The 20,630-nt window shown below is 66.0% G+C and carries 17 protein-coding genes and 1 riboswitch; of the genes, 8 read left to right on the top strand and 9 right to left on the bottom strand.

All coding sequences use genetic code 11. The annotated features are described in order from the left end of the window. Nucleotides 1–12 precede the first annotated feature (12 nt). Nucleotides 13–615 (top strand): TetR/AcrR family transcriptional regulator, encoded by a 603-nt coding sequence (locus tag CR918_RS14005; protein WP_025877807.1) that lies wholly within the window; start codon nt 13–15, stop codon nt 613–615. A 137-nt stretch (nt 616–752) separates the two neighbouring features. Here the strand turns inward: CR918_RS14005 and CR918_RS14000 are convergent, their stop codons facing one another. The 3 genes from CR918_RS14000 to hslO all read right to left on the bottom strand — a co-directional run bounded on the left by CR918_RS14000 (nt 753) and on the right by hslO (nt 5,759). Continuing rightward, entirely contained in the window at nt 753–3,515 is a 2,763-nt protein-coding gene (locus CR918_RS14000; RefSeq protein ID WP_025877809.1) for a TonB-dependent receptor, read from the bottom strand. A gap of 375 nt (nt 3,516–3,890) precedes the next feature. After that, the gene (locus CR918_RS13995) at nt 3,891–4,745 is read right to left on the bottom strand and encodes an XOO1806 family protein (protein WP_099785096.1); all 855 of its coding nucleotides are present in this window, start codon (nt 4,743–4,745) and stop codon (nt 3,891–3,893) included. 120 nt (nt 4,746–4,865) lie between these two features. Further along, nucleotides 4,866–5,759 (bottom strand): Hsp33 family molecular chaperone HslO, encoded by an 894-nt coding sequence (gene hslO / locus CR918_RS13990; RefSeq protein WP_099843345.1) that lies wholly within the window; start codon nt 5,757–5,759, stop codon nt 4,866–4,868. Nucleotides 5,760–5,836: 77 nt separating this feature from the next. On the opposite strand from hslO, the gene mtgA reads away from it, so the two are divergent. From mtgA to CR918_RS13975, 3 genes are all read left to right on the top strand, one after another. After that, nucleotides 5,837–6,586: a monofunctional biosynthetic peptidoglycan transglycosylase gene (gene mtgA / locus CR918_RS13985; protein ID WP_099843343.1), complete on the top strand. Its 750-nt coding sequence runs from the start codon at nt 5,837–5,839 to the stop codon at nt 6,584–6,586. A gap of 105 nt (nt 6,587–6,691) precedes the next feature. Further along, nucleotides 6,692–7,711 (top strand): glycosyltransferase family 2 protein, encoded by a 1,020-nt coding sequence (locus CR918_RS13980; protein WP_025877815.1) that lies wholly within the window; start codon nt 6,692–6,694, stop codon nt 7,709–7,711. Beyond that, nucleotides 7,671–8,102, top strand: a complete 432-nt coding sequence (locus CR918_RS13975) for a CBS domain-containing protein (protein ID WP_025877817.1) — start codon at nt 7,671–7,673, stop codon at nt 8,100–8,102. The genes CR918_RS13980 and CR918_RS13975 overlap by 41 nt, the downstream gene beginning before the upstream one ends. Nucleotides 8,103–8,595: 493 nt before the next feature. Here CR918_RS13975 and CR918_RS13970 read toward each other — a convergent pair whose 3' ends face one another. The 4 genes from CR918_RS13970 to CR918_RS13955 form a co-directional block, all read right to left on the bottom strand. Next, nucleotides 8,596–10,569: an AsmA family protein gene (locus CR918_RS13970; protein WP_099843341.1), complete on the bottom strand. Its 1,974-nt coding sequence runs from the start codon at nt 10,567–10,569 to the stop codon at nt 8,596–8,598. 113 nt (nt 10,570–10,682) lie between these two features. Then, a complete protein-coding gene (gene trhA, locus CR918_RS13965) occupies nt 10,683–11,321 on the bottom strand; it encodes a PAQR family membrane homeostasis protein TrhA (protein WP_025877819.1) in 639 nt (212 codons plus the stop codon). Between the two features lie 96 nt (nt 11,322–11,417). After that, nucleotides 11,418–13,022: a peptide chain release factor 3 gene (locus CR918_RS13960; protein ID WP_025877820.1), complete on the bottom strand. Its 1,605-nt coding sequence runs from the start codon at nt 13,020–13,022 to the stop codon at nt 11,418–11,420. Nucleotides 13,023–13,096: 74 nt separating this feature from the next. After that, nucleotides 13,097–13,981, bottom strand: coding sequence for a M23 family metallopeptidase (locus tag CR918_RS13955; protein ID WP_099843339.1), 885 nt, complete (start codon nt 13,979–13,981; stop codon nt 13,097–13,099). Between the two features lie 137 nt (nt 13,982–14,118). After that, a riboswitch (SAM riboswitch) is annotated at nt 14,119–14,237 on the top strand. A gap of 76 nt (nt 14,238–14,313) precedes the next feature. Here CR918_RS13955 and metX point away from each other — a divergent pair. From metX to CR918_RS13940, 3 genes are read left to right on the top strand one after another with little or no spacing between them, the layout of a single operon-like run. Further along, entirely contained in the window at nt 14,314–15,345 is a 1,032-nt protein-coding gene (metX, locus tag CR918_RS13950; protein ID WP_025877822.1) for a homoserine O-succinyltransferase MetX, read from the top strand. Beyond that, nucleotides 15,342–16,577 carry an O-succinylhomoserine (thiol)-lyase gene (locus CR918_RS13945; protein ID WP_099843338.1) on the top strand — a complete coding sequence of 412 codons (1,236 nt, stop codon included), beginning with the start codon at nt 15,342–15,344 and terminating at the stop codon, nt 16,575–16,577. The genes metX and CR918_RS13945 overlap by 4 nt, the downstream gene beginning before the upstream one ends. Beyond that, complete coding sequence (locus tag CR918_RS13940) at nt 16,574–17,641, top strand: homoserine dehydrogenase family protein (RefSeq protein WP_099843336.1); 1,068 nt, start codon at nt 16,574–16,576, stop codon at nt 17,639–17,641. Before CR918_RS13945 ends, CR918_RS13940 begins: the two co-directional genes overlap by 4 nt. Before the next feature lie 90 nt (nt 17,642–17,731). Here CR918_RS13940 and CR918_RS13935 read toward each other — a convergent pair whose 3' ends face one another. Further along, entirely contained in the window at nt 17,732–18,727 is a 996-nt protein-coding gene (locus tag CR918_RS13935; protein WP_099843334.1) for an alpha/beta fold hydrolase, read from the bottom strand. A gap of 138 nt (nt 18,728–18,865) precedes the next feature. Further along, nucleotides 18,866–20,248, bottom strand: coding sequence for an L-serine ammonia-lyase (locus CR918_RS13930; RefSeq protein ID WP_025877828.1), 1,383 nt, complete (start codon nt 20,246–20,248; stop codon nt 18,866–18,868). A gap of 101 nt (nt 20,249–20,349) precedes the next feature. Between CR918_RS13930 and CR918_RS13925 the strand changes: the two genes are divergently transcribed. Beyond that, nucleotides 20,350–20,580 carry a glutaredoxin family protein gene (locus CR918_RS13925; protein WP_099785088.1) on the top strand — a complete coding sequence of 77 codons (231 nt, stop codon included), beginning with the start codon at nt 20,350–20,352 and terminating at the stop codon, nt 20,578–20,580. Nucleotides 20,581–20,630 lie beyond the last annotated feature (50 nt).

The following is a 20,630-nucleotide window of genomic DNA, read 5'->3' as shown; positions in this document are numbered from 1 at the left end:
TTAAATCAGCACATGAATCAACCTGACGCTTCCGCCGGCGAACCGCGTGCCGGCCGCAACAGCCGCCTGAGTGCCGAAGACTGGGCCCAGGCGGCCCTCGATCTGATTGCCGAGCAAGGTGTGAGCGCCGTCGCGGTGGAGCCGCTGGCGCGCCGCCTTGGCGTGACCAAGGGCAGTTTCTACTGGCATTTCCCCTCGCGTGATGCACTGCTGCAGGCCGCGCTGGAACGCTGGGAACTGTTCGAGCAGGAACAGGTGTTCGGCAGCCTGGAAGACGTGCCGGATCCGCGCGTGCGCCTGCGCCAGCTGTTCCAGATGGTGGCGCACGAAGTGCAGCCGCACATCATCTACAGCGAGCTGCTGAAAGCGTTGGACCATCCGATGGTGCGGCCGGTGATCGACCGAGTGTCGCAGCGACGGCTCGATTACCTGATCGCCTCATTCCGCCAGGCGGGCCTGAGCTCGACCGATGCACGCCATCGCGCACGCCTTGCGTATGCAGCGTATGTGGGCTTCCTGCAGTTGTCGCTGCAGCTGCAGCAGCCCAAGCAGGCGCGCGAGGATTTCGAAGCGTATGTCGAACACCTGATCGACACGCTGATTCCGAACGGCTGAGCGTTCTTCATCGCTGGACGCAGAAAGGTCGCGGCAGTGCCGCGGCCTTTTTCGTTGGTGTTGACGCCAGCAACGAGCGCACAAAAAACAACGGCCCCTTGCGGGGCCGTTGCTGCATCAGCTGATCAGTGGAGCGATCAGAACTTCTGCTTGTACTGCATGTACATGTAGCGGCCCGGCAGGTCGTACTGCGGGTCGAACATGTTGTACGAGGTCGAGTAAGAGACCGGCGGCTGCTTGTCCCATGCGTTGTTCAGACCCAGCATGATCGTGCCCTTCCACGGGGTGTTGTAGCGCACCTGGATGTCGTGGTAAGTGGTCGAGCCCATGTGGTTCTTGCGGCCATCCGGATCGGAGCAGTAGCTGCGCAGTGCGCCGCCCAGCAGGCAGTCTTCGGTCATGCCGGACTTGTAACGCAGGCCGTAATTGACGCCGAAGTCGCCGAAGGACCAGTCGACGTACAGGTTGGAGCGGATGCGCCAGTACGGATCCTGGTCGAGATAGCGACCCTGGCGGCCTTCCACCTCGGAATCTTCGGTGGCCTTGGTTTCCCACTTGGAAAGGTAGGTGCTGTCCCAGCTGACGGTGAACTGGCCGAACGAGGTTTCCGGCAGGCGGTACAGCACGCCCAGATCCCAGCCTTCCACCTTGTACGACGCCAGATTCTGCAGCGGCATGTCGACGTTGGTGATGGTGTAGCGTTCTTCGATGGTGCCGTAGGCTGGATCACGGGTGATCAGACCGCAGTACGCGGCCTGTTCTGCCGGGGAACCACCGTAGCAGTAGTTCATGATGTCCTGGATCGCCGGACGGGTGATGGCGTCTTCGATCTTGATCTGCCACCAGTCCAGGGTCACGTTCAGGCCGCTGACAAAGCTCGGGCTCCACACCAGGCCCAGCGTCTTGCTGGTCGAGGTTTCCGGCTTCAGGTTCGGGTTCGACTTCCAGGTGAACGGCTCGGCAGTCTGGGCCGCGCCCGACTGCGGAACGCCATCGTCGTCCTTGGTGTTGGGCTGGACGAAGCCAGCCGGAACGCCCTGGGCGATACACTGGGCCAGCACCGCACCGGTCGGGCCGTTGGCAGCCGCGCACGGATCGGCGTAGGTTTCGAACGAGTCGCCGTCACCGCCATACAGGTTGCTGATGCTCGGCGCGCGGAAGCCTTCCGAGTAGTTGCCGCGGATCATCAGGTCGTCGATCGGCTTCCAGCGGAAACCGAACTTGTTGTTGGTGGTATTGCCGAAGTTGCTGTACTTCGAGTAGCGGGTCGCCGCGCTGAAGTCGAGCAGCTTGGCGCCCGGCAGGTCGGCCAGCACCGGGATCGACAGTTCCAGGAAGACTTCATCCAGGTCGTAGCCGCCCTTGGTCGGCTTTGCGCCGTTGCCGGTGCTCAGGCCTGCAGCGATGAAGGCGTCCGGATCGAACTGACCGGTCTCCTTGCGGTACTCGTAACCGGCAGCGAAGGCCAGAGCGCCGGCCGGCAGCTGCACGATTTCACCGGAGATGTTGGCGTAGTAGCCCTTGGACACCAGGCTGGCCGAATCGTGTGCGGTGAACGAAGTGTAGTCGAGCGCGGCCTGGCTGATCGAGCCTTCCGGGCCCAGAGCGTTGACCGGCACGCACTCCGGAATGATGTCGCCGCCCGGGGCGGTGACGCAGACCGGCACGCCGCCACGCATTTCGGACGGGCCGTAAGCGTTGCGCAGGTTGGCCAGATTGAACAGGCCGTAGGTCAGGTCGTTCTGGTCGGTCTTGTCGTAGCGGTAGCCGACATCCCAGTCGAAGTTACGGTCCGCGAATTCGAAGAAGCCTTCGAAGCCACCGTAGAAGTGCCAGTTCTTGACGTTCTGGTTGAACGAACGGCCGCCGCTTTCATTGAAACGACGGTTGACGCCGGTCAGGTCTTCACCCGTCGGGTTGTACATGCTGTTGGCGCTGAGGCGCATGCTGGTGACCGGCATGGCCGCCAGCAGCTGCTCGGACTTGCGCTCGTTGTACATCGCCTCGGTACGGAAGGTGATGTTGTCGGTAACGTTGTACGAACCAGAAGCGAACAGCGACGTACGTTCCTGCGGGGTCAACAGGTAGTTGTCCGGGGCGGTGTTGTAGCCGTGGACGTTGGCGTTGAACGGCGTCTCCACGCCGTTGATCAGCACATAGCGCTCGTCGTTGCGGATGTAGGAGCCCGGCATGCCGGTGCTGCTCTGGCCGTCGAAGAACGGCGGGCCACCGGCGGAGATCTTGCGATCGCCGGCCATGACCTTGCCTTCCTTGACGTAGGAGACACCCAGCATCAGCGATGCGCGATCGGTGGTGGTGCCGATGGTGAAATCGGCTGCTTCACGCTCGCCGTCACCGTCGCTGTACTGGCCCTTGTAGAAGTTCGCTTCGGCGCCGTCGAAGTTCTGCTTGGTGATGATGTTCACCACGCCGGCGATGGCATCCGAACCATAGATGGTCGAAGCGCCGTCCTTCAGGATGTCGATGCGCTCGATCATCGCGGTCGGGATGGTGTTCAGGTCGACGCTGCCGTCCAGACCAGTGGTCCAGCGACGGCCATTGACCAGCACCAGGGTACGGTCCGAGCCGAGGTTGCGCAGGCTGATCCCGGCCGAGCCGTCACCGCCGTTGTTGAAGGTGCGGTTCAGGGCGGCACCGTTGGCGGCAACGCGCTGCAGGATGTCGGCGACCGAGGTCACACCCTGCTTTTCGATGTCGGCGCGGGTCAGGCTCAGGACCGGCTGCGAGGTTTCGATGTCGGTGCTCTTGATGCGCGAACCGGTCACCGAGATGCGATCCAGGTTGGTCGCTTCCTGCGCCTGGGCCGTTACGGACGTCGCCGCACCGGCGATCAGCGCGACGACGACAGCGTCACGCAGCTTGTTGGACTGGAAATTCATTGGCTCTCTCTCTCCAAGAAATCTTGGCTGGGGTAGTGCCTGCGCGGCGGTGCCAAAAAAGAAGGCTCCAAAATCGCGAGGCTGAATCGATAGTAACGGCCCCCAGCCAAAAATTAAAGCTGCGTTAATTCACGCTGTGGTTACACATGAATGCGCTCTGATTTCTTTTAGTTCAAGGAGTTATCTGGATGTGGGAAGGGACGCAACCGCGCCTGCCTGCCCTCAACGCACAAAAAAGTTTCAGTTGATGCATGTCGTGATGTATCCGTTTGTAACGGATGGGTGCTTTTCGCACTTGACAGATGTGTCCAGAAACAATTCGGGCGCCCCTGGGCGCCCGATGTTCAACACAGCTTGTTCGCAGTCGATGAGCGACTACAGATCCTGCTCGTAGCGCACGTACGGCACGGTGCCGTCATCGTTGCTTTCGTTGCGCGGGGAGAACGGGTTCTTGCCGCGGCTGATGACGTTTTCCGCGCCGACGGTGAGCTGGCCGGACCACGGGGTGCGCCAGGTCAGGCCGATGCCCAGGCCTTCCCACTTGCCGGGCTTGCCGGGAACGTCAACCACGCGGCCGATGATGCTGCCGCTGAAATTGCCGTAGCCGGCGCCCAGGCTCAGGCTCTTGCTGTCCCAGCGGTCAACGATGGCCGGTGAGGCGTCAGCCAGGGGTACCAGGCGTGCCTTGGCATAGGTGCCGGCGATGGAGACAAAGCCTTCGCGACCGATGTTCTTCTGTGCGAACACGGTCAGGTCATTCTGTTCGGCGCGCAGCGATGGGGTCTTGCTGGGCGCGGCCAGCCAGGCGGGCAGGGTCTCGCGGCCGGTGCCGGCAGTGATTCCCAGGCGGCCGGTGCCACGGTTGAGCGCGGCGGTGCCGGTCAGACGCCGGTTGGAGCCGATGGCATCGTCGTCGTCGCCCAGGCTGGCCAGCATGCAATGGCTGGCCAAGCCGCTGATGCTGGAGCCGCTGCTGCTGTTGCACAGCAGGCCCAGCGAGTCGCCTGAAGACAGGCCGAACGCAGCATCGAGCGAATTGCGGCCGAAATGCCAGCGTGCGCCCACGGCCTGCTCGCCGGTCGGTTCCAGGTACAGCAGGGCCTCGACCTTGCCACTGCCCTTGTTCCAGACCGGAATGACAGTGCGGGTGTCCTTGCTCTGCGCATGCACGCCCGTGATCGCGCCAAGGGCGATCAGCAGGGCCAGCGGTAGACGCAGGAAGGTACGCATCGGACCAGTTCAGACAGGGACGGGCAGTGAAAGTTCCCGCTGGGGCGGGAACTCGATCCTAGGGTGTTTATGAATTCTTAACAAGCCTTGTTCCTCCCCAGATACAAGACTCATTGGGTATTACTGAAGGCGTTCAGGTGCCGGCACAGCCCCCTGGGCACCGTGGAACAGTATGCCGAACTCCGTCAACGGAAAGTGATACTCCTGTCCGCAGAATTCGCAACGCACGTCCACGGCGCCGGTGTCTTCGGCAGCCGCACGGGCCTCTTCCTCGCCCAGCGAGACCAGCATCGAGGCAACCCGTTCACGCGAGCAGGAGCAGGCGAAGGACAGGGCCTTGTCACCCACCAGTTCCGCCTTCTCCTCGTGGAACAACCGGTGCAGCAGTTCCTCGGCCGGGGTGGCCAGCAGCTCCGCCTTGCCCAGGGTGTCGAACAGCGCGCTGGCGCGGGCCCAGCCGTCGTCGTCGCCCTCGTCGCCCGGCAGCTTCTGCAGCAGCAGGCCGGCAGTGCCGTCGCGGCCGGCGGCCAGCAGCAGTCGCGTCGGCAGCTGCTCGGACTGGCGGAAGTAGTCTTCGAATGCTTCATCCAGTTCCGGCGCGGTCAGTGCGACCAGGCTCTGGTAGCGCTGCGGTTCGCGCGGGTCCAGGCCGGGATTCTCGATGGTGATGGCCAGCAGGGCGTCCCGGCCCAGGTCGGTCAGGTCACGGGGGGCGTCACCGCCCTCGGCAATCTGGACGATGCCGCGCAGGGTGCCGGCGGCGGTGCATTCGGCGAACAGGGTACGCAGAGCGGTATTGCTGCGCAGCTGGATCGACAGGCGGCCGTCCACCTTGGTGTGGCCGGTGAACAGGGCCGATGCCACGCAGGCTTCGCCGAGCAGTTCGGTGGCGCTGTCCGGATACTCGCCGTGGGACTGGATGTCCTGCCAGGTGGCCTGCAGGCGCACGTGGACGCCACGGACACCGGCGTCGGGGAGCAGGAAACGGATAAGGGAATCGGATTGGGCGGTCATCGGCTCACATCGCGCGGAAACGGGGATGGTTGCCGGATAATGCGCCGACAACCAGGCATAAGAAGGATGCACCAGTAATGGGGGCAGGGGGAGAGCAGGACAAGGTAGTGGCCGCCGCCGACGCGGCACCGCGCAGGCGCTGGCGCTGGAAGCGGCTGCTGTGGCTGCCGGTGCTGTTCGTGGCCTTCAGCTGCCTGCAGGTGCTGGTGCTGCGTTTCATCGATCCGCCGCTGTCCACGGTGATGGTCTGGCGTTTCGGTGAGGCACTGGGTGAAGGCGACTGGTCCTACCGGCTGCACTACCAGTGGCGGGACCTTGACCAGATGGCGCCGAGCCTGCCGATTTCGCTGGTGGCCGCAGAAGACCAGCGCTTCCCCGACCACAGCGGGTTCGACCTGCAGGCCATTGAAAAGGCGCGCGACCACAACGCGCGGGGCGGGCGCCTGCGCGGGGCCAGCACGATCAGCCAGCAGGTGGCCAAGAACCTGTTCCTGTGGCAGGGCCGCAGCTGGATCCGCAAGGGCCTGGAGGTCTGGTACACGGTGCTGATCGAAGCCTTCTGGCCGAAGCAGCGGATCCTGGAGATGTACGCCAACATCGCCGAGTTCGGCGACGGTGTGTATGGCGCCCAGGCAGCGGCGCAAACATTCTGGGGCAAGGACGCCGCGCGGCTGAGCCCTGCCGAGAGCGCGCGTCTGGCGGCAGTGCTGCCGGCGCCGCGCCGCTACAACGCGTCCAAGCCAGGCCCCTACGTGCAGCGTCGTGCGGCGTGGATCCAGCGGCAGGCACGGCAGCTGGGTGGAGCGGGGTACCTGGCGGAGGACTGAGGGGCCACGACACCAGGTGTCCGTGGTGCCTTCCGATGCGGGAAGCGGGTATTTCGAACGCTGGACTGACGGGCTGCATCCCCGTCAACGACGTACAATCCGGCGATGACTCGTGAGCGTCTTACCTTCGTCATCGCCGCACACAACGAAGAGCTGGTGCTGCCCCAGCTGCATCCGCGATTGTGCGCGGTACTGGACGGCCTGGCCGGAATCGATGGTCACATCCTGTACGTGGATGACGGCAGCAGTGACACGACCTGGTCGTTGATCGCCTCGCTGGCCCAGGCCGACCCGCGGGTATCGGCGCTGAAGCTGTCGCGCAACTTCGGCAAGGAGGCGGCGCTGACCGCCGGCCTGGACCATGTGCGCGAAGGCGCGGCGATGATCCTCGACGCTGATGGCCAGGACCCGCCGGAACTGGTGCCGCACTTTGTCGAACGTTGGCGGCAGGGCTACGACAACGTCTACGGTACGCGCCTGGTCCGTGACGGTGAGAGCTGGAGCAAGCGCGCTGCCGCATCGGTGTTCTACCGGGTGATTGGTCGCCTCTCGCGGACGCCCATTCCGGCCGATACCGGCGATTTCCGCTTGTTGTCGCCGCGCGCGCTGAGCGCCCTGCGCGAGATGCGCGAACGGCACCGGTTCATGAAGGGGCTCTTCAGCTGGGTCGGTTTCCGCCGCGTGGCGGTGCCGTATCACCGGCATGCCCGTTTGGCCGGCAGCAGCAAGTTCAGCCTGTGGCGGCTGTGGAACTTCGCACTGGAAGGGATCACCGGCTTCTCGACGGTCCCGCTGCGGGCGGCCACCTACATGGGGCTGGCCACCGCAGGCGTGGCCTTCGTGTTTGCCATCTGGGTGATTGCGAAGGCAGCGTTGTACGGCGACCGGGTGGCCGGGTGGCCGACCATGATGGCGGTGATCCTGTTCCTCGGGGGCGTGCAGTTGATCGCGCTGGGGCTTATCGGCGAGTACCTGGGACGCCTGTACGAGGAGTCCAAGCAACGGCCGTTGTACCTGGTTGACGCATGGTTGGCCCCTTCCGTGGCAGACTCGGAGCTGCAACCCACCCTGGGAGGGCAGGCAGATGACGTCGGTACGGCAACTGTTGGACGGCAAGTCCCCTGAAGTGCATGCGGTCGCGCCAGGCGCGGCGGTGATCGATGCGATCCGGTTGATGGCGCAGAAGGGCATCGGCGCGGTGCTGGTGATGGATGGCCCGCGACTGGTCGGGATCCTCTCCGAGCGTGATTACGCACGCAAGATCGTGCTCCACGATCGTTCGTCGCGTGACACCGCAGTGTCGGAAATCATGACCGCGAAAGTAGTGACGGTGAGTCCCGGTGAGCAGGTGGAACACTGCCTGCAGCTGGTGACCGATTACCGCATCCGCCATCTGCCGGTGGTCGAGGGCGGGCAGGTACTGGGGGTGATTTCCATCGGTGACCTGGTGAAGTCGGTGATCGATGCGCAGCGGCGCGAGCTGGATCAGCTGCAGCAGTACATCGTGGCGGGGTGAGTTCTGTCGCTGGCGGGCCTGCGGCCCGCCGGCCCGCTTTTTCAAGCAGCTGCCAAAGCCAAAGCCAGGGCAGCGCCTGCCTGGCATGCCGGGGAGGCGGAGGGCATGGCCGTGCAGGACACGCCGTAAACCCGTCCATGGGGGCTCGATGGCGCCATCCATGGCGCCAACGGTCCTGCACGGCCATGCCCTCCGCCTCAGGACACGTTCCTGCGAGCGCGGCGGCCTTCACCCTGACTATCTGCCGTTGGTAGATGCCAACCTTGGTTGGCACTGCTTTTGATTCTGCTTTCTTCTTTTGATTTTGAATTCCTGCTCCTGTTCCGCGCGCGCAGGGAACTGTCCGAAGCCGGAGCAAGGCGGCAGGCAGGACCGTGAGGCGCATGGATGCGCCGACCGAGCCTACAGGGACGTATTTACGGCGTGTCCTGCCTGTCGCCTTGCTCCGGCTCTACGCGCGGGAGAACGAGGCGCTGCGAACAACGCTGTAAACCTACTTCGCATACTGCCCACCGCAGTCGGCATCCTTGCCCGGACCCAGTTCGATGGTGGCCAGCAGTGCCGCCGGCGGCGCGATGCTGCCCAGCGTCAACGCCACCGCACCCCGGATACCCAGCGCCTTGAAGTCCGGGCGGAACGACGGGTCCTTGAAGGTGCCGCCGATGCGCAGCGGCGAGCGCAGCACCAGGATGCTCCTGTCCTTCGGTCGTGGCTTCAGCAGCAGGTCCAGCGTTTCATCGCGCAGGCTGACATCTCCCTCGCCGAGGATGATCGTATCGGTGGTGTCCACTGCCATCGACCGGGTATGCATCAGGCCCTCGCGCACGCCGAAGTCGGCGAAGGCGCAGCGCAGCGGAATCTGTTTGTCGCCGGTGAACAGGAATTTCAACGATTCGGTGATGTCCAGTCCCGCTACTTCCATCAGCAGGTTGCCGACGTGGCCGCGGCCCATGCCCAGCGCCACGTTGCCGCTGCTGCTGCCGAGCATCGCTGCGATCGAGTTGCCGTTGCCGGTCAGGTCAATGGCGCCGCTGATACCCCCCTTGGCCTGTTCGGCCAGCTTGGCGTCGGGGAACAACTGGCCCAGCTGCACACCGCGCACGCTGGCCTTCAACGAGGTTGCAATCTGCGGGCGACGTGCGTCCATGCGGATCGTGCTGCGGATGTCGCCGCCGGCAACGCCGAAGTTCAGCGGGTCCAACCGCAGTACACCATCGTCCAGCAGCAGGTGTGCATCCATGTCGTCCAGCGGCAGCTTGGGTGCATTGATGCGCTGGGCCTTCCAGCGCACGTCGGCATCCATCGCGCGCAGCTTGCCCAGGTTGTACGGCGTGGCCGGCAGCACTTTGGCGCTGGCGGCTACGCGCGCAGCCTCGGCCCGCTGTTCTGCATTGGCGGTCTCGCCGCCACCGGTCTTCGGGGGGGCACCGACGAAGCCGGCAAGGTCATCGAAATCGAGGCGGCGCGACACCAGGTTCGCGGTCATCCGAGGGCGTTCCCTGGAGACATCGAACTGCACATCACCGCCCAGGTCGCTGTCGCCGACTTTGCCGGTGAAGCGCTCGTAACGCCACACCTGGTGATCGCGCTTCAGGCGGCCATCCAGTGCGTAGGGCGGGGAAGGCGGAATGGCGATGCCCAGCAATGGATACAGGTCGGCCAGGTCTTGACCGCTCAGCGCGAACTGCAGATCGAATACCTGCAGCTGGAACGGGTTGGTCAAGGTGCCGCTGGCAACGGCATGGGTGGCCCCGGCGCGGCCATCCAGATGGATGCGGAAGGGGTGTGCGCTGTCGGTCAGTTCCAGCGGCGATTCGGTGCCGCCGCTCAGGGTAAAGGGATTGCCCTGCCAGCGGCCCTTGCCGGCCACCAGCAACGGTGGTGCGGCGTCGGCCTGTTTCGGTTGCCCGCTGCGCACGTTCACCAGGATGTCGGTGCGGCCGAGTGCGTCGAGGAACTGCAGGCGACCGTCGTCGATGAGCAGGCGCTTGAGCTGCGGCGTGGCGCCCCCCTTGCTGTCGCCGAGAAAGTCCCAATTGCCGGGGTCACCTTTGCGCGGGGCGGTTTCCAGCAGTACGTCCGGACGGGTCAGGCGCACTTCGGGCAATTGCACGCTGCCACGCAGCAGCGGCCACACCCGTACGTCGATCTCGACCCGGTCGGCGCTGACCATGGTGGGCTGCTTCGCCCAGGGCGCATTGGCAAAGGTGAGGGTATCGGCGCGCACGGTGCTGGTGCGGCCGAGGTCGACATCCAGGTTGCCGATGTGCAGGGCGCGGCCGGTGCGCGCCTGTACCGAACGTTCGACCGGGCCCTTGAACCAGTTCCAGTCCCACAGGGCGATGAGGACCAGCAGTGCCGCGAACAGGAACACCAGCACGGCGAGCCAGCGCTGCCCGCGGCGACCGGGGCGACGCAGGCGCCAGCGCGACGCCTTGGGAGCAGCAGGAGCAGAGGCAGCATTCACACCGCCATGGTTGCCCCGTCGGGGTGGACGGGGCGCGAAGCGATCATGTGCATCGTGTGCAGAGCCGGTGCCTGCTCGCCGGCCAGGGGCCTGGCGTTACCCTCAATACGGGGTCACAGCACCTGTCGAGTCACGGCGACGAAGTGGCAGACGCTGCCACCGATCACGAACAGATGCCAGATCGCATGCGAATAGGGGATGGATTCGCGGTGGTAGAAGTACGTGCCCAGCGTATAGGACAGGCCACCGCCGAACAGCCAGGCAAGCGTCCCACCATCGATCGAGGCCCACATCGGCTTGATCGCCACCACCACCAGCCAGCCCATGGCGATGTAGATCACCGTGGACAGCAGCTTGAAGCGGCCGGTGTAGAACAGCTTGAACACCACGCCGCCGAGCGCCAGCGCCCAGATCGCGGTGAACATGCCCCAGCCCCAGGGGCCGCGCAGGCCGATCAGGGTGAACGGGGTATAGGTACCGGCGATCAGCACATAGATCGCGCAATGGTCGAACACCTTCAGGCGGCCCTTGGCCTGCGGGTGCTGGATGGCGTGGTACAGCGTGGAGGCGGTGTACAGCAGCAGCAGGGCGATGCCGAACACGATCGCACTGGCCAGCTGCCAGCCATCGCCGTAGATCGCGGCCAGGGTGATCAACACCGCGCTGGCGGCCAGGGCAAGCACCGCACCCAGCCCGTGGGTCAGGGCGCTGGCAATTTCTTCGCGGATCGAATCAACGGAAGTCGTGGACATGGCATGGGCATCGTCTGCAGGGAGGGGGACCTGCACCCCCCTATCATCGCCGCGATGGCGGGCGCGTGCACCCCCGCCACCGTATGGTCGCTGGAATCAGTTGCCGGTGACCGTATGCGCGGCTTCACGGGTTGCCGAGAAACGCACGTCCGGCGCACGTTCCTGCGCCAGCTGGAGGTTGACCCGGGTCGGCGCCAGGTAGACCAGGTGGCCGGCGGCGTCGAGGGCCAGGTTCAGCGCGTTCTTCTCGCGGAACTCCTCCAGCTTCTTCTCGTTGCTGCAGTGGACCCAGCGCGCCGTGGTCACGCTGACCTGCTCGAAGGTGGCTTCCACGCCGTATTCGTCCTTCAGCCGGTAGGCAGCCACATCGAACTGCAGCACGCCCACCGCACCCAGGATCAGGTCGTTGCTGGTCAGCGGACGGAAGAACTGGGTCGCGCCTTCCTCGGACAGCTGTGCCAGGCCCTTCTGCAGCTGCTTGAGCTTGAGCGGATCGCGCAGGCGGGCGCGACGGAACAGTTCCGGGGCGAAGTTGGGGATGCCGGTGAAGGTGATCGCCTCGCCTTCGGTGAAGGTGTCGCCGATGGAAATCGTGCCGTGGTTGTGGATGCCGATGACATCGCCCGGCCACGCCTCGGCGGCGATTTCACGGTCGCTGGCCATGAAGGTCAGCGCATTGGCCAGCTTCATGTCCTTGCCGGTGCGCACGTGCAGGGTCTTCATGCCGGCAGTGAACCGGCCCGAGCAGACGCGCATGAACGCCACGCGGTCACGGTGCTGCGGATCCATGTTGGCCTGGATCTTGAACACGAAGCCGGTCAGCTTCGGCTCCTGCGGGGCGACGTCGCGGCCGGTGGTGGAGCGCGCCTGCGGCGACGGTGCGTGTTCGACGAAGAAGTCCAGCAGCGGCTGCACGCCGAAGTTGTTCACGCCCGAACCGAAGAATACCGGGGTCTGCTTGCCGGCCCGGTAGGCCTGCAGGTCGAACGGGTGGCTGGCACCCTGCACCAGTTCCAGTTCGTCGCGCAGGTCGGCCAGCATCCGCTCGCCGATCTTCTCGGCCAGCCCGGGCGAATCGATCGACGGGAAGATGGTCGAATCCTGACGGGTGAAGTTGCGGCCCTGCTCGTACAGATGCACTTCGCCGGTGATCAGGTGGACCACGCCCTTCAGGCGCTGGCCCATGCCGATCGGCCAGGTGACCGGTGCGCACTGGATGCCGAGCACGCTTTCAACCTCGTCCAGCAGGTCGATCGGCTCCTTGCCCTCGCGATCGAGCTTGTTGATGAAGGTCATGATCGGCGTGTCGCGCAGGCGGCACACTTCCATCAGCTTGATGGTGCGCTCTTCCACGCCCTTGGCCACGTCGATCACCATCAGCGCCGAGTCCACCGCGGTCAGCACGCGGTAGGTGTCCTCGCCGAAGTCGGCGTGGCCCGGGGTGTCGAGCAGGTTGATGATCTTGCCTTCGTACGGGAACTGCATCACCGAGGAGGTGACGGAGATGCCGCGCTCCTTTTCCAGCGCCATCCAGTCCGAGGTGGCGTGGCGGGCAGCCTTGCGGCCCTTCACCGAGCCGGCCATCTGGATCGCGCCTCCGAACAGCAGCAGCTTTTCGGTCAGCGTGGTCTTGCCGGCGTCAGGGTGGGAAATGATGGCGAACGTGCGGCGACGCGACGCTTCGGTGGCGACTTCGGACATGGCAGTGGCGCCCGCACGGGGCGCTTTTCAAAGAGATAAGCGCCCGATTATACCGGCCTGCCGGCGTCGGCGGGTCAGCGCCCGGCGCTGGCGTCCCCGCTGCCCTCACGGGCGAAGTGCAATTCGCCCTGCGGGGCGAGGATGCGCACCGGCACCGAACGCAGCCCCATGCCCCGGTTGAGCTGCACCACGAAGTGCAGGTGCGGTGCGGTGCTGTAGCCACTGTTGCCGGACAGGCCGATCGGCTGCCCGGCCTGCACGGCCTGGCCGGGACGCACGCGCATGCCGCCGGTCTGCAGGTGGGCGTACATCGCCATGCTGCCGTCGCTGTGCAGGATACGAACGAAGTTGGCGCGTCCGGCATCGCGTTCACGGTCCAGGCCATTGCCGCGGAAACCGTCCTGTACCTGCATCACCGTACCCTCGCGGGCGGCCAGGACCTGCGTTGCTTCGGGCAGGGCAAAGTCGATGGCGTCGCGGTTCTCCTCGTCATCGTGGCTGAACCGGCCCTGCGGGGCCTGATCCACGCGCAGCTGGGCAGCCTGGAACGGCAGGCGATAGGCGACGTCTTCGGCGCGCGCGGCCGGATTGCCCGGCACCGACTGCAGACGAAGATCCAGTGCCTTGCCGTTGGCAGGAGAGGGAAGATGGCCCACCACCAGGCTGCCGGTGGCCTGCACCAGTGACTGCAGCGGCAGGCCCTCCACCTGTGTGCCGGGGGCCGCGCGCAGCTCGATCTGCACCGGGCCGGACAGTGGATTGTCGATCCGCGCCTGCCACTGGTCGCCCAGCGACTGCAGGCGCAGGCGGGCCATCGGCGCCGCGTGCGGCGTGGCGTCGGCCGTGCGCGCGGCCGGCGTCTGTGGCACCAGTCCCCAGCCCTGGCGCCAGTCGGCAGCGTTCGCGGGGGCGCTCGCCAACAGGGGCAGCAGGAGGCAGGGCAGGGGCAGGCGGCGCATCGAAGGCTCCAGCGACATGGACCGCCGGGACTCTACGCAAGCTGTCGGGACGGGGGAAGGGTGGGGGCTTCGCATTCATCCATCTCTTTATCCGCATGAAGGGATTGACATGTCCGGAAAGGACTGGCATCGTGGCTCCACCATCGAGACCGGCAGAGGGACAGGCCCTTTGAAGCCGGGGCAGCCCGCAGACGCGAAAGCGCCTGCGTAGGTGCCAAATCCTGCGGGGACCGTGGCGTCCACCGAAAGATGGTTCGAACCTGCACCCAACGTGCACTTCGAACGCGAGCCCCGCGAAGGCTCGATGGCCGATTTCCCTACCGGAACCCGCCATGAGCTTCGCCACCAGCACCGTGCTTCGCCCCGAACCCTTTGTCCCCGTCAGCGTGCCGGTCGATGACCGCGTGCACGCCGAGCGCGGCGAGTTCGCCGCCGTGCTGTCGATGCGTCATGCCGGCCCCTGCCCGGTGCGCCTGCGCTATGAGTGGGTCGGTCCGGTCAACGCACCGGTGGTGGTGCTGGCCGGCGGCATTTCCGCGCACCGCCATGTGGCCTCCAATGCGCAGTTCAGCGAGAAGGGCTGGGCCGAAGGCTTGGTCGGCAGTGGCCGCGCGCTGGATCCGCAGCAGCTGCGTGTGCTCGCGTTCGATTTCATCGGCGCCGACGGTGCGTTGGATGTGCCGATCGATACCGCCGACCAGGCCGATGCGTTGGCGCTGCTGCTGGATCACCTCGGCATCCGCGCATTGAAGGCATTCGTCGGCTATTCCTACGGCGCGCTGGTCGGCCAGCAGTTCGCGATCCGCCACCGTGCCCGGGTACGCCAGCTGGTGCTGGCCAGCGGTGCGCACCGCCCGCATCCGTATGCCGCCGCCTGGCGTGCGCTGCAGCGCCGTGCCGTGGCGCTGGGCCAGCTGCAGTGTGGCGAAGACCACGGCCTGGCGCTGGCCCGCCAGTTCGCCATGCTCAGCTACCGCACACCGGAAGAATTCGGCGAACGCTTCGATGCAGCACCGGAGGTGGTCAATGGCCGCGTCCGTGTCGCGGCCGAAGACTATCTCGACGCGGCTGGTGCGCAGTACGTCGCGCGCACGCCGGTCAATGCCTACCTGCGCCTGTCCGAGTCGATCGACCTGCATCGCGTGGACCCGAGCGCGATCCTGCCGCCGACCGTGGTGGTTGCCGTTGAAGGCGACCGCCTGGTTCCGCTTGCCGACCTGGTCGGCCTGGTCGAGGGACTGGGCCCACGCGGCAGCCTGCGCGTGCTGCGCTCGCCCTACGGTCACGACGCCTTCCTGAAAGAAACCGATCGCATCGACGCGATCCTCGCCACCGCCTTCCGCACTTCTGGAGAGTCCGCATGAGCCTGCACGCCGCTGAACCGTCCTGTTGTCGCACCACCGCCGCCGTCCGCGCCGGCATCGATCGCGACACCGCCCATGGCGCGGTCACGCCGCCGATCGTGCTGTCGTCGAACTTCAGCTTTGAAGGCTTCGGCAACAAGCGCCAGTACGACTACACCCGCAGTGGCAATCCCACGCGCGACCTGCTGGGTGAGGCGCTGGCCGAACTGGAAGGCGGCGCCGGCGGTGTGGTGACCGCCACCGGCATGGGCGCGATCAACCTGGTGCTGAACGCGCTGCTGCAGCCCGGCGACACCCTGGTGGTGCCACACGATGCGTACGGTGGCAGCTGGCGCCTGTTCAATGCGCTGGCGAAGAAGGGCCATTTCGAACTGGTCACTGCCGACCTGACCGACCCGCGCGCGCTGGCCCAGGCCCTGGCCACGCAGCCGAAGCTGGTGCTGGTGGAAACCCCGTCCAACCCACTGCTGCGCATCACTGACCTGCGCTTCGTGATCGACGCGGCGCACAAAGCCGGTGCGCTGGTGGTGGTCGACAACACGTTCCTGTCGCCGGCATTGCAGCAACCGCTGTCGTTCGGCGCGGACCTGGTGCTGCACTCCACCACCAAGTACATCAACGGCCACAGCGACGTGGTCGGTGGTGCGGTGATTGCCCGCGATCCCGCCGTGCATGAACAGCTGGTGTGGTGGGGCAATGCCCTGGGCCTTACCGGCTCGCCGTTCGATGCGTTCCTGACCCTGCGTGGCCTGCGTACGCTGGATGCACGCCTGCGCGCGCACCAGGAAAACACCGCCGCGATCGTGGCGCTGCTTGATGCGCATCCTGTGGTGGCCAAGGTCTACTACCCGGGCCTGGCCGATCATCCGGGCCACGCCGTTGCCGCGCGTCAGCAGAGTGGTTTCGGCGCGATGCTGTCCTTCGAACTGGCCAGCTGTGCCGGCGATGATCCGCATGCTGCTGTACGTGCGTTTGTCGATGGTCTGCGTTACTTCACGCTGGCCGAGTCGCTGGGAGGCGTGGAAAGTCTGATCGCACACCCGGCGACCATGACCCACGCGGCAATGACTGCCGAAGCACGCGCGGCTGCGGGCATCAGTGAAGGTCTGCTGCGTCTGTCGGTCGGTATCGAGGGCGAGCGCGACCTGCTGGCCGATCTGGGCAGCGCTCTGGCGCGCGCCGAGGCGGTGATCGATGCGGTGGCGCGCGGCAAACAGGTGGCAGACGCATGAGCGCTTTGCCTGTCGAGATTCCGCTGCTGGGTACCGGCCGCCTGGCGCTGCTCGGAACCGGCACCGTCGGTTCGGCCTTCGTGCAGCGCTACCAGGCGTTGCAGGCGCGTGGGCTGGACCTGCCCAGCGTGCAGTGGCTGGCCAATTCACGCACCGCGCTGGCGATCGACCGCGATCTGGCGTTGCCGCTGGAACTGGCACGGCGTGCGCCGCGTGATGGGCAGAGTTCGCCGCCGTGGGCCAGCGCTGAAGGGCTGGAGCGTGGCGACGTGGTGGTCGATGCCACCGCCAGCGAAGATGTAGCGGCGCGCCACGTGCAGTGGTTGGCGCGCGGTGTGCACGTGGTGACCGCCAACAAGCTTGGCCGCGGTGCGCAGCTGTCGCGCGCGCAGGCCATCGCCGATCGTTGCGCCGACAGTGGTGCGCGTTACGGCGACAGCGCCACCGTCGGCGCCGGCCTGCCGTTGCTCAGCAGCCTGCGCGCGCTGGTTGCCGGTGGCGATCACATCCATGCCATCGAGGGCGTGCTTTCCGGTTCGCTGGCGTGGCTGTTCAATCGTTATGACGGCCAGTCGCCGTTCTCGGCGGCGGTGCGTGAAGCGCTGGCGGCCGGCTACACCGAGCCGGACCCGCGGCTGGATCTTTCCGGCGAGGATGTGCGCCGCAAGCTGTTGATCCTGGCCCGCAGCAGCGGATTGGCGCTGGACGCGTCGCAGGTGCAGGTCGACTCACTGGTGCCGGATGCGCTGGCTGCGCTGCCGCTGGAAGATGCAGTGAATGCGCTGGAGCAGCTGGATGCACCGCTGCAGGCACGTTGGCAGCGGGCGCGCGACAACGGCCGGGTGCTGCGTTTTGTCGGGCGCGTCGATGGCGAGGGTGCGCAGGTGGGCCTGCGTGAGTTGGCTGCCGACCATCCGCTGGCGCAGGGCGCGGGCACCGACAACCGCGTGGCCATCCACAGCGATCGCTACCGCGCGCAGCCGCTGTTGATCCAGGGGCCGGGCGCGGGTGCGGAAGTGACCGCAGCGGCGCTGCTGGATGACGTGCTGCGGATCGTGGGGTGAGCCCGGCCGCTGCTGCGCTCGCCGGGCGTGGCCCGGCGCTACCCACGCCGATCCTCGTAGCGCCGGGCCATGCCCGGCGGTTATGGAACTTCAACGCGCTTTGAGTGCCTTCAACAATGCGGCATTGAACTGCTTCGGGTCCTGCACCTGCGGCGAATGGCCCAGTGCCGCGAACTCGACCAGGGTCGAGCCGGGTATCGCCGCCGCTGCCGCTTTGCCCAGTGCCGGGTAGTTGCCCAGCGTCGACTTCAGTTCGGGCGATGCCTGGTCACGGCCGATCGCCGTGCGGTCCTTCTGGCCGATGAACAAGGTGGTCGGCACCTGCAGGTTCTTCAGTTCGTAGACGACGGGTTGGTTGAACACCATGTCCGAGGTCAGTGCCTGGCTCCAGGCCACCTGCTGCTTGCCCGCGCCTTCGTACATGCCCGACTGCATGCGCGCCCACGGTTCGTACGCCGGCTTCCACTTGCCGTCGTAGTACACATCCAGCTGGTAGCGGCGGATGCTGTCATAGCTGATGTTCATTTCGCCGGCATACCACGCGTCCACGCTGCGCCAGGGCACGCCCAGCGCCTTCCAGTCTTCCAGCCCGATCGGATTGACCAGCGAAAGACTGCGCATGTCCTGCGGATACATCAGCGCATAACGGATGGCCAGCATGCCGCCCATCGAATGGCCGACCACGTGCACCGGTACATCACCCAGCTGCAGCTGCTGCAGCAGCGCATGGGTATTGTCGGCCAGCTGCCCGAACGAATACTGGTAGCGCTCGGGCTTGCTGGATTTGCAGAAACCCACCTGGTCCGGCGCGATCACCCGGTAGCCTGCCGCCACCAGCGGCTTGATCGTCTCCTTCCAGGTTGCCGCGCAGAAGTTCTTGCCATGCAGCAGCACCACCACGCCGATCGGCTTCTTCTTCGGCGCAACATCCAGATAGGCCATCTCCAAGGCCTGGCGCTGCGATTCCAGTGCAAAGGTCTTCACTGGATAGCCGTAGTCGAAGCCCTCCAGCCGCGGCCCGTAGGTTGGCGCAGCGAGAGCGGACAGCGGAAGGCAGGCGAGCAGGGCGGTGGCGATCACGCGCATGGGACATTCCGGGGCAGGGGGATGCCCGAGCCTAACCGGAAAACGGTGACGGTGTTGTCCGGTCGAGAACGGCACTGCAGAGCCGGGTCGATGCCCGGCCCTGCAGTAGAGCCAGGCCATGCCTGGCCCTGCAGACCATCAGCACTCGATGACGTTCACCGCCAGGCCGCCGCGGCTGGTTTCCTTGTACTTGTCCTGCATGTCGCGGCCGGTATCGCGCATGGTCTTGATGACCTTGTCCAGCGACACCTTGTGCTTGCCGTCGCCGCGCATGGCCATGCGCGAGGCGTTGATCGCCTTCACCGCACCCATCGCGTTGCGCTCGATGCACGGAATCTGCACCAGGCCACCGATCGGATCGCAGGTCAGACCCAGGTTGTGCTCCATGCCGATTTCCGCGGCGTTCTCGATCTGGCTCGGGTTGCCGCCCAGCGCCGCGACCAGGCCACCGGCGGCCATCGAACAGGCTACGCCGACCTCGCCCTGGCAGCCCACTTCGGCGCCGGAGATCGAGGCGTTTTCCTTGTACAGGATGCCGATCGCCGCCGAGGTCAGCAGGAAGTCGAACACCCGCTGTTCGTTCGCGCCCGGGCAGAAGCGGTCGAAGTAGTGCAGCACCGCCGGCAGTACACCCGCCGCGCCGTTGGTGGGTGCGGTGACCACGCGGCCACCGGCAGCGTTCTCTTCGTTCACGGCCAGTGCGTACAGGTTGACCCAGTCCAGCGTGGTCAACGGGTCGCGCATCGCCGCTTCCGGCTTCGACGACAGCTCGCGGTACAGCGCCGGCGCGCGGCGGCCCACTTTCAGGCCACCCGGCAGCACGCCTTCCTCGCGGATGCCGCGCGCCACGCAGGCCTGCATTGCGCTCCAGATCTCGCGCAGGTTGTCGCGGATCTCGTCCTCGCTGCGCCAGCATTTCTCGTTCTCGAACATCAACTGGGCGATGCTCAGGCCACTGCGCGCGGTCTGCGCCAGCAGCTCGTCGCCGCTCTTGAACGGGTAGGGCAGCGGCGTTTCGTCAGGCACGATACGGTCATCGGCCGCATCGTCCTGGTTGACCACGAAGCCACCACCGACCGAGTAGTAATCGCGGGTGGCCAGCACTTCGTCATCGGCGTTGTACGCGGTGAAGCGCATGCCGTTGGTGTGGTAGGGCAGCTTCTGCCGCTTGTTCAGGCCGAGGTCGCGCTTTTCGTCGAAGGCGATCTCGTGCTGGCCCATCAGCATGATCCGCTTGCTGCTGCGGATGCGCTCCAGCGTGGACGGAATGATGTCCGGGTCGATCAGGTTCGGACGCTGCCCTTCCAGGCCGAGGAGGATCGCCTTGTCGGTGCCGTGGCCGCGACCGGTCAGTGCCAGCGAGCCGTACACGTCGGCACGGATGCGCGCGACCTGCGCAAGCTTGCCCGGGTCGAGCAGCCACCGATGGATGAAGCGCTCGGCGGCCCTCATCGGCCCGACGGTGTGCGAGGAGCTCGGGCCAATGCCGATCTTGAAAACGTCGAACGTGCTGACAGCCATGGTTGCCGTACTGCGGGTACCGGGAGAGACCGCTATTCTAGCGGTTCACGCCGCACTTCCATGACTGCGGCGCAGCATTTCCGCCAAGGGAGCAAACCCCGGTGTTGACCCTGTTCCAGCGTGACGACTGCCATCTGTGTGACATGGCCCTGGCCGAACTGGCCAGAGCGCGGGCGCCTGAGTTCGAATCGGTGTTCCTCGATGACCAGCCGGCGCTGGAGGCGCGCTATGGGGCGCGGGTGCCGGTGCTGCGCGATGAGCGCGGTGGGCGGGAGCTGGACTGGCCGTTCGATGCGGCCACGGTGCAGGCCTGGCTGTCAGCGGGCAGGTAGCGCCGGGCCATGCCTGGCGAGCGCGAAGCGCGGCCAGCGGTGGAAGCGGC

Source organism: Stenotrophomonas indicatrix (assembly GCF_002750975.1).
GTDB classification, from domain to species: domain Bacteria; phylum Pseudomonadota; class Gammaproteobacteria; order Xanthomonadales; family Xanthomonadaceae; genus Stenotrophomonas; species Stenotrophomonas indicatrix.
Note: the sequence above shows the minus strand (reverse complement) of the source record. Positions and strands in the feature narration are given on the sequence as shown.

Coding starts and splice junctions, on each gene's coding strand:
- CR918_RS13955 (WP_099843339.1), bottom strand. CDS start 13,981: ATGCGCCGCCTGCCCCTGCCCTGCCTCCTGCTGCCCCTGTTGGCGAGC.
- CR918_RS13930 (WP_025877828.1), bottom strand. CDS start 20,248: ATGGCTGTCAGCACGTTCGACGTTTTCAAGATCGGCATTGGCCCGAGC.
- CR918_RS13975 (WP_025877817.1), top strand. CDS start 7,671: ATGACGTCGGTACGGCAACTGTTGGACGGCAAGTCCCCTGAAGTGCAT.
- hslO (WP_099843345.1), bottom strand. CDS start 5,759: ATGACCGCCCAATCCGATTCCCTTATCCGTTTCCTGCTCCCCGACGCC.
- CR918_RS14000 (WP_025877809.1), bottom strand. CDS start 3,515: ATGAATTTCCAGTCCAACAAGCTGCGTGACGCTGTCGTCGTCGCGCTG.
- CR918_RS14005 (WP_025877807.1), top strand. CDS start 13: ATGAATCAACCTGACGCTTCCGCCGGCGAACCGCGTGCCGGCCGCAAC.
- CR918_RS13935 (WP_099843334.1), bottom strand. CDS start 18,727: ATGCGCGTGATCGCCACCGCCCTGCTCGCCTGCCTTCCGCTGTCCGCT.
- CR918_RS13980 (WP_025877815.1), top strand. CDS start 6,692: ATGACTCGTGAGCGTCTTACCTTCGTCATCGCCGCACACAACGAAGAG.
- CR918_RS13995 (WP_099785096.1), bottom strand. CDS start 4,745: ATGCGTACCTTCCTGCGTCTACCGCTGGCCCTGCTGATCGCCCTTGGC.
- CR918_RS13960 (WP_025877820.1), bottom strand. CDS start 13,022: ATGTCCGAAGTCGCCACCGAAGCGTCGCGTCGCCGCACGTTCGCCATC.
- trhA (WP_025877819.1), bottom strand. CDS start 11,321: ATGTCCACGACTTCCGTTGATTCGATCCGCGAAGAAATTGCCAGCGCC.
- CR918_RS13940 (WP_099843336.1), top strand. CDS start 16,574: ATGAGCGCTTTGCCTGTCGAGATTCCGCTGCTGGGTACCGGCCGCCTG.
- mtgA (WP_099843343.1), top strand. CDS start 5,837: ATGGGGGCAGGGGGAGAGCAGGACAAGGTAGTGGCCGCCGCCGACGCG.
- metX (WP_025877822.1), top strand. CDS start 14,314: ATGAGCTTCGCCACCAGCACCGTGCTTCGCCCCGAACCCTTTGTCCCC.
- CR918_RS13945 (WP_099843338.1), top strand. CDS start 15,342: ATGAGCCTGCACGCCGCTGAACCGTCCTGTTGTCGCACCACCGCCGCC.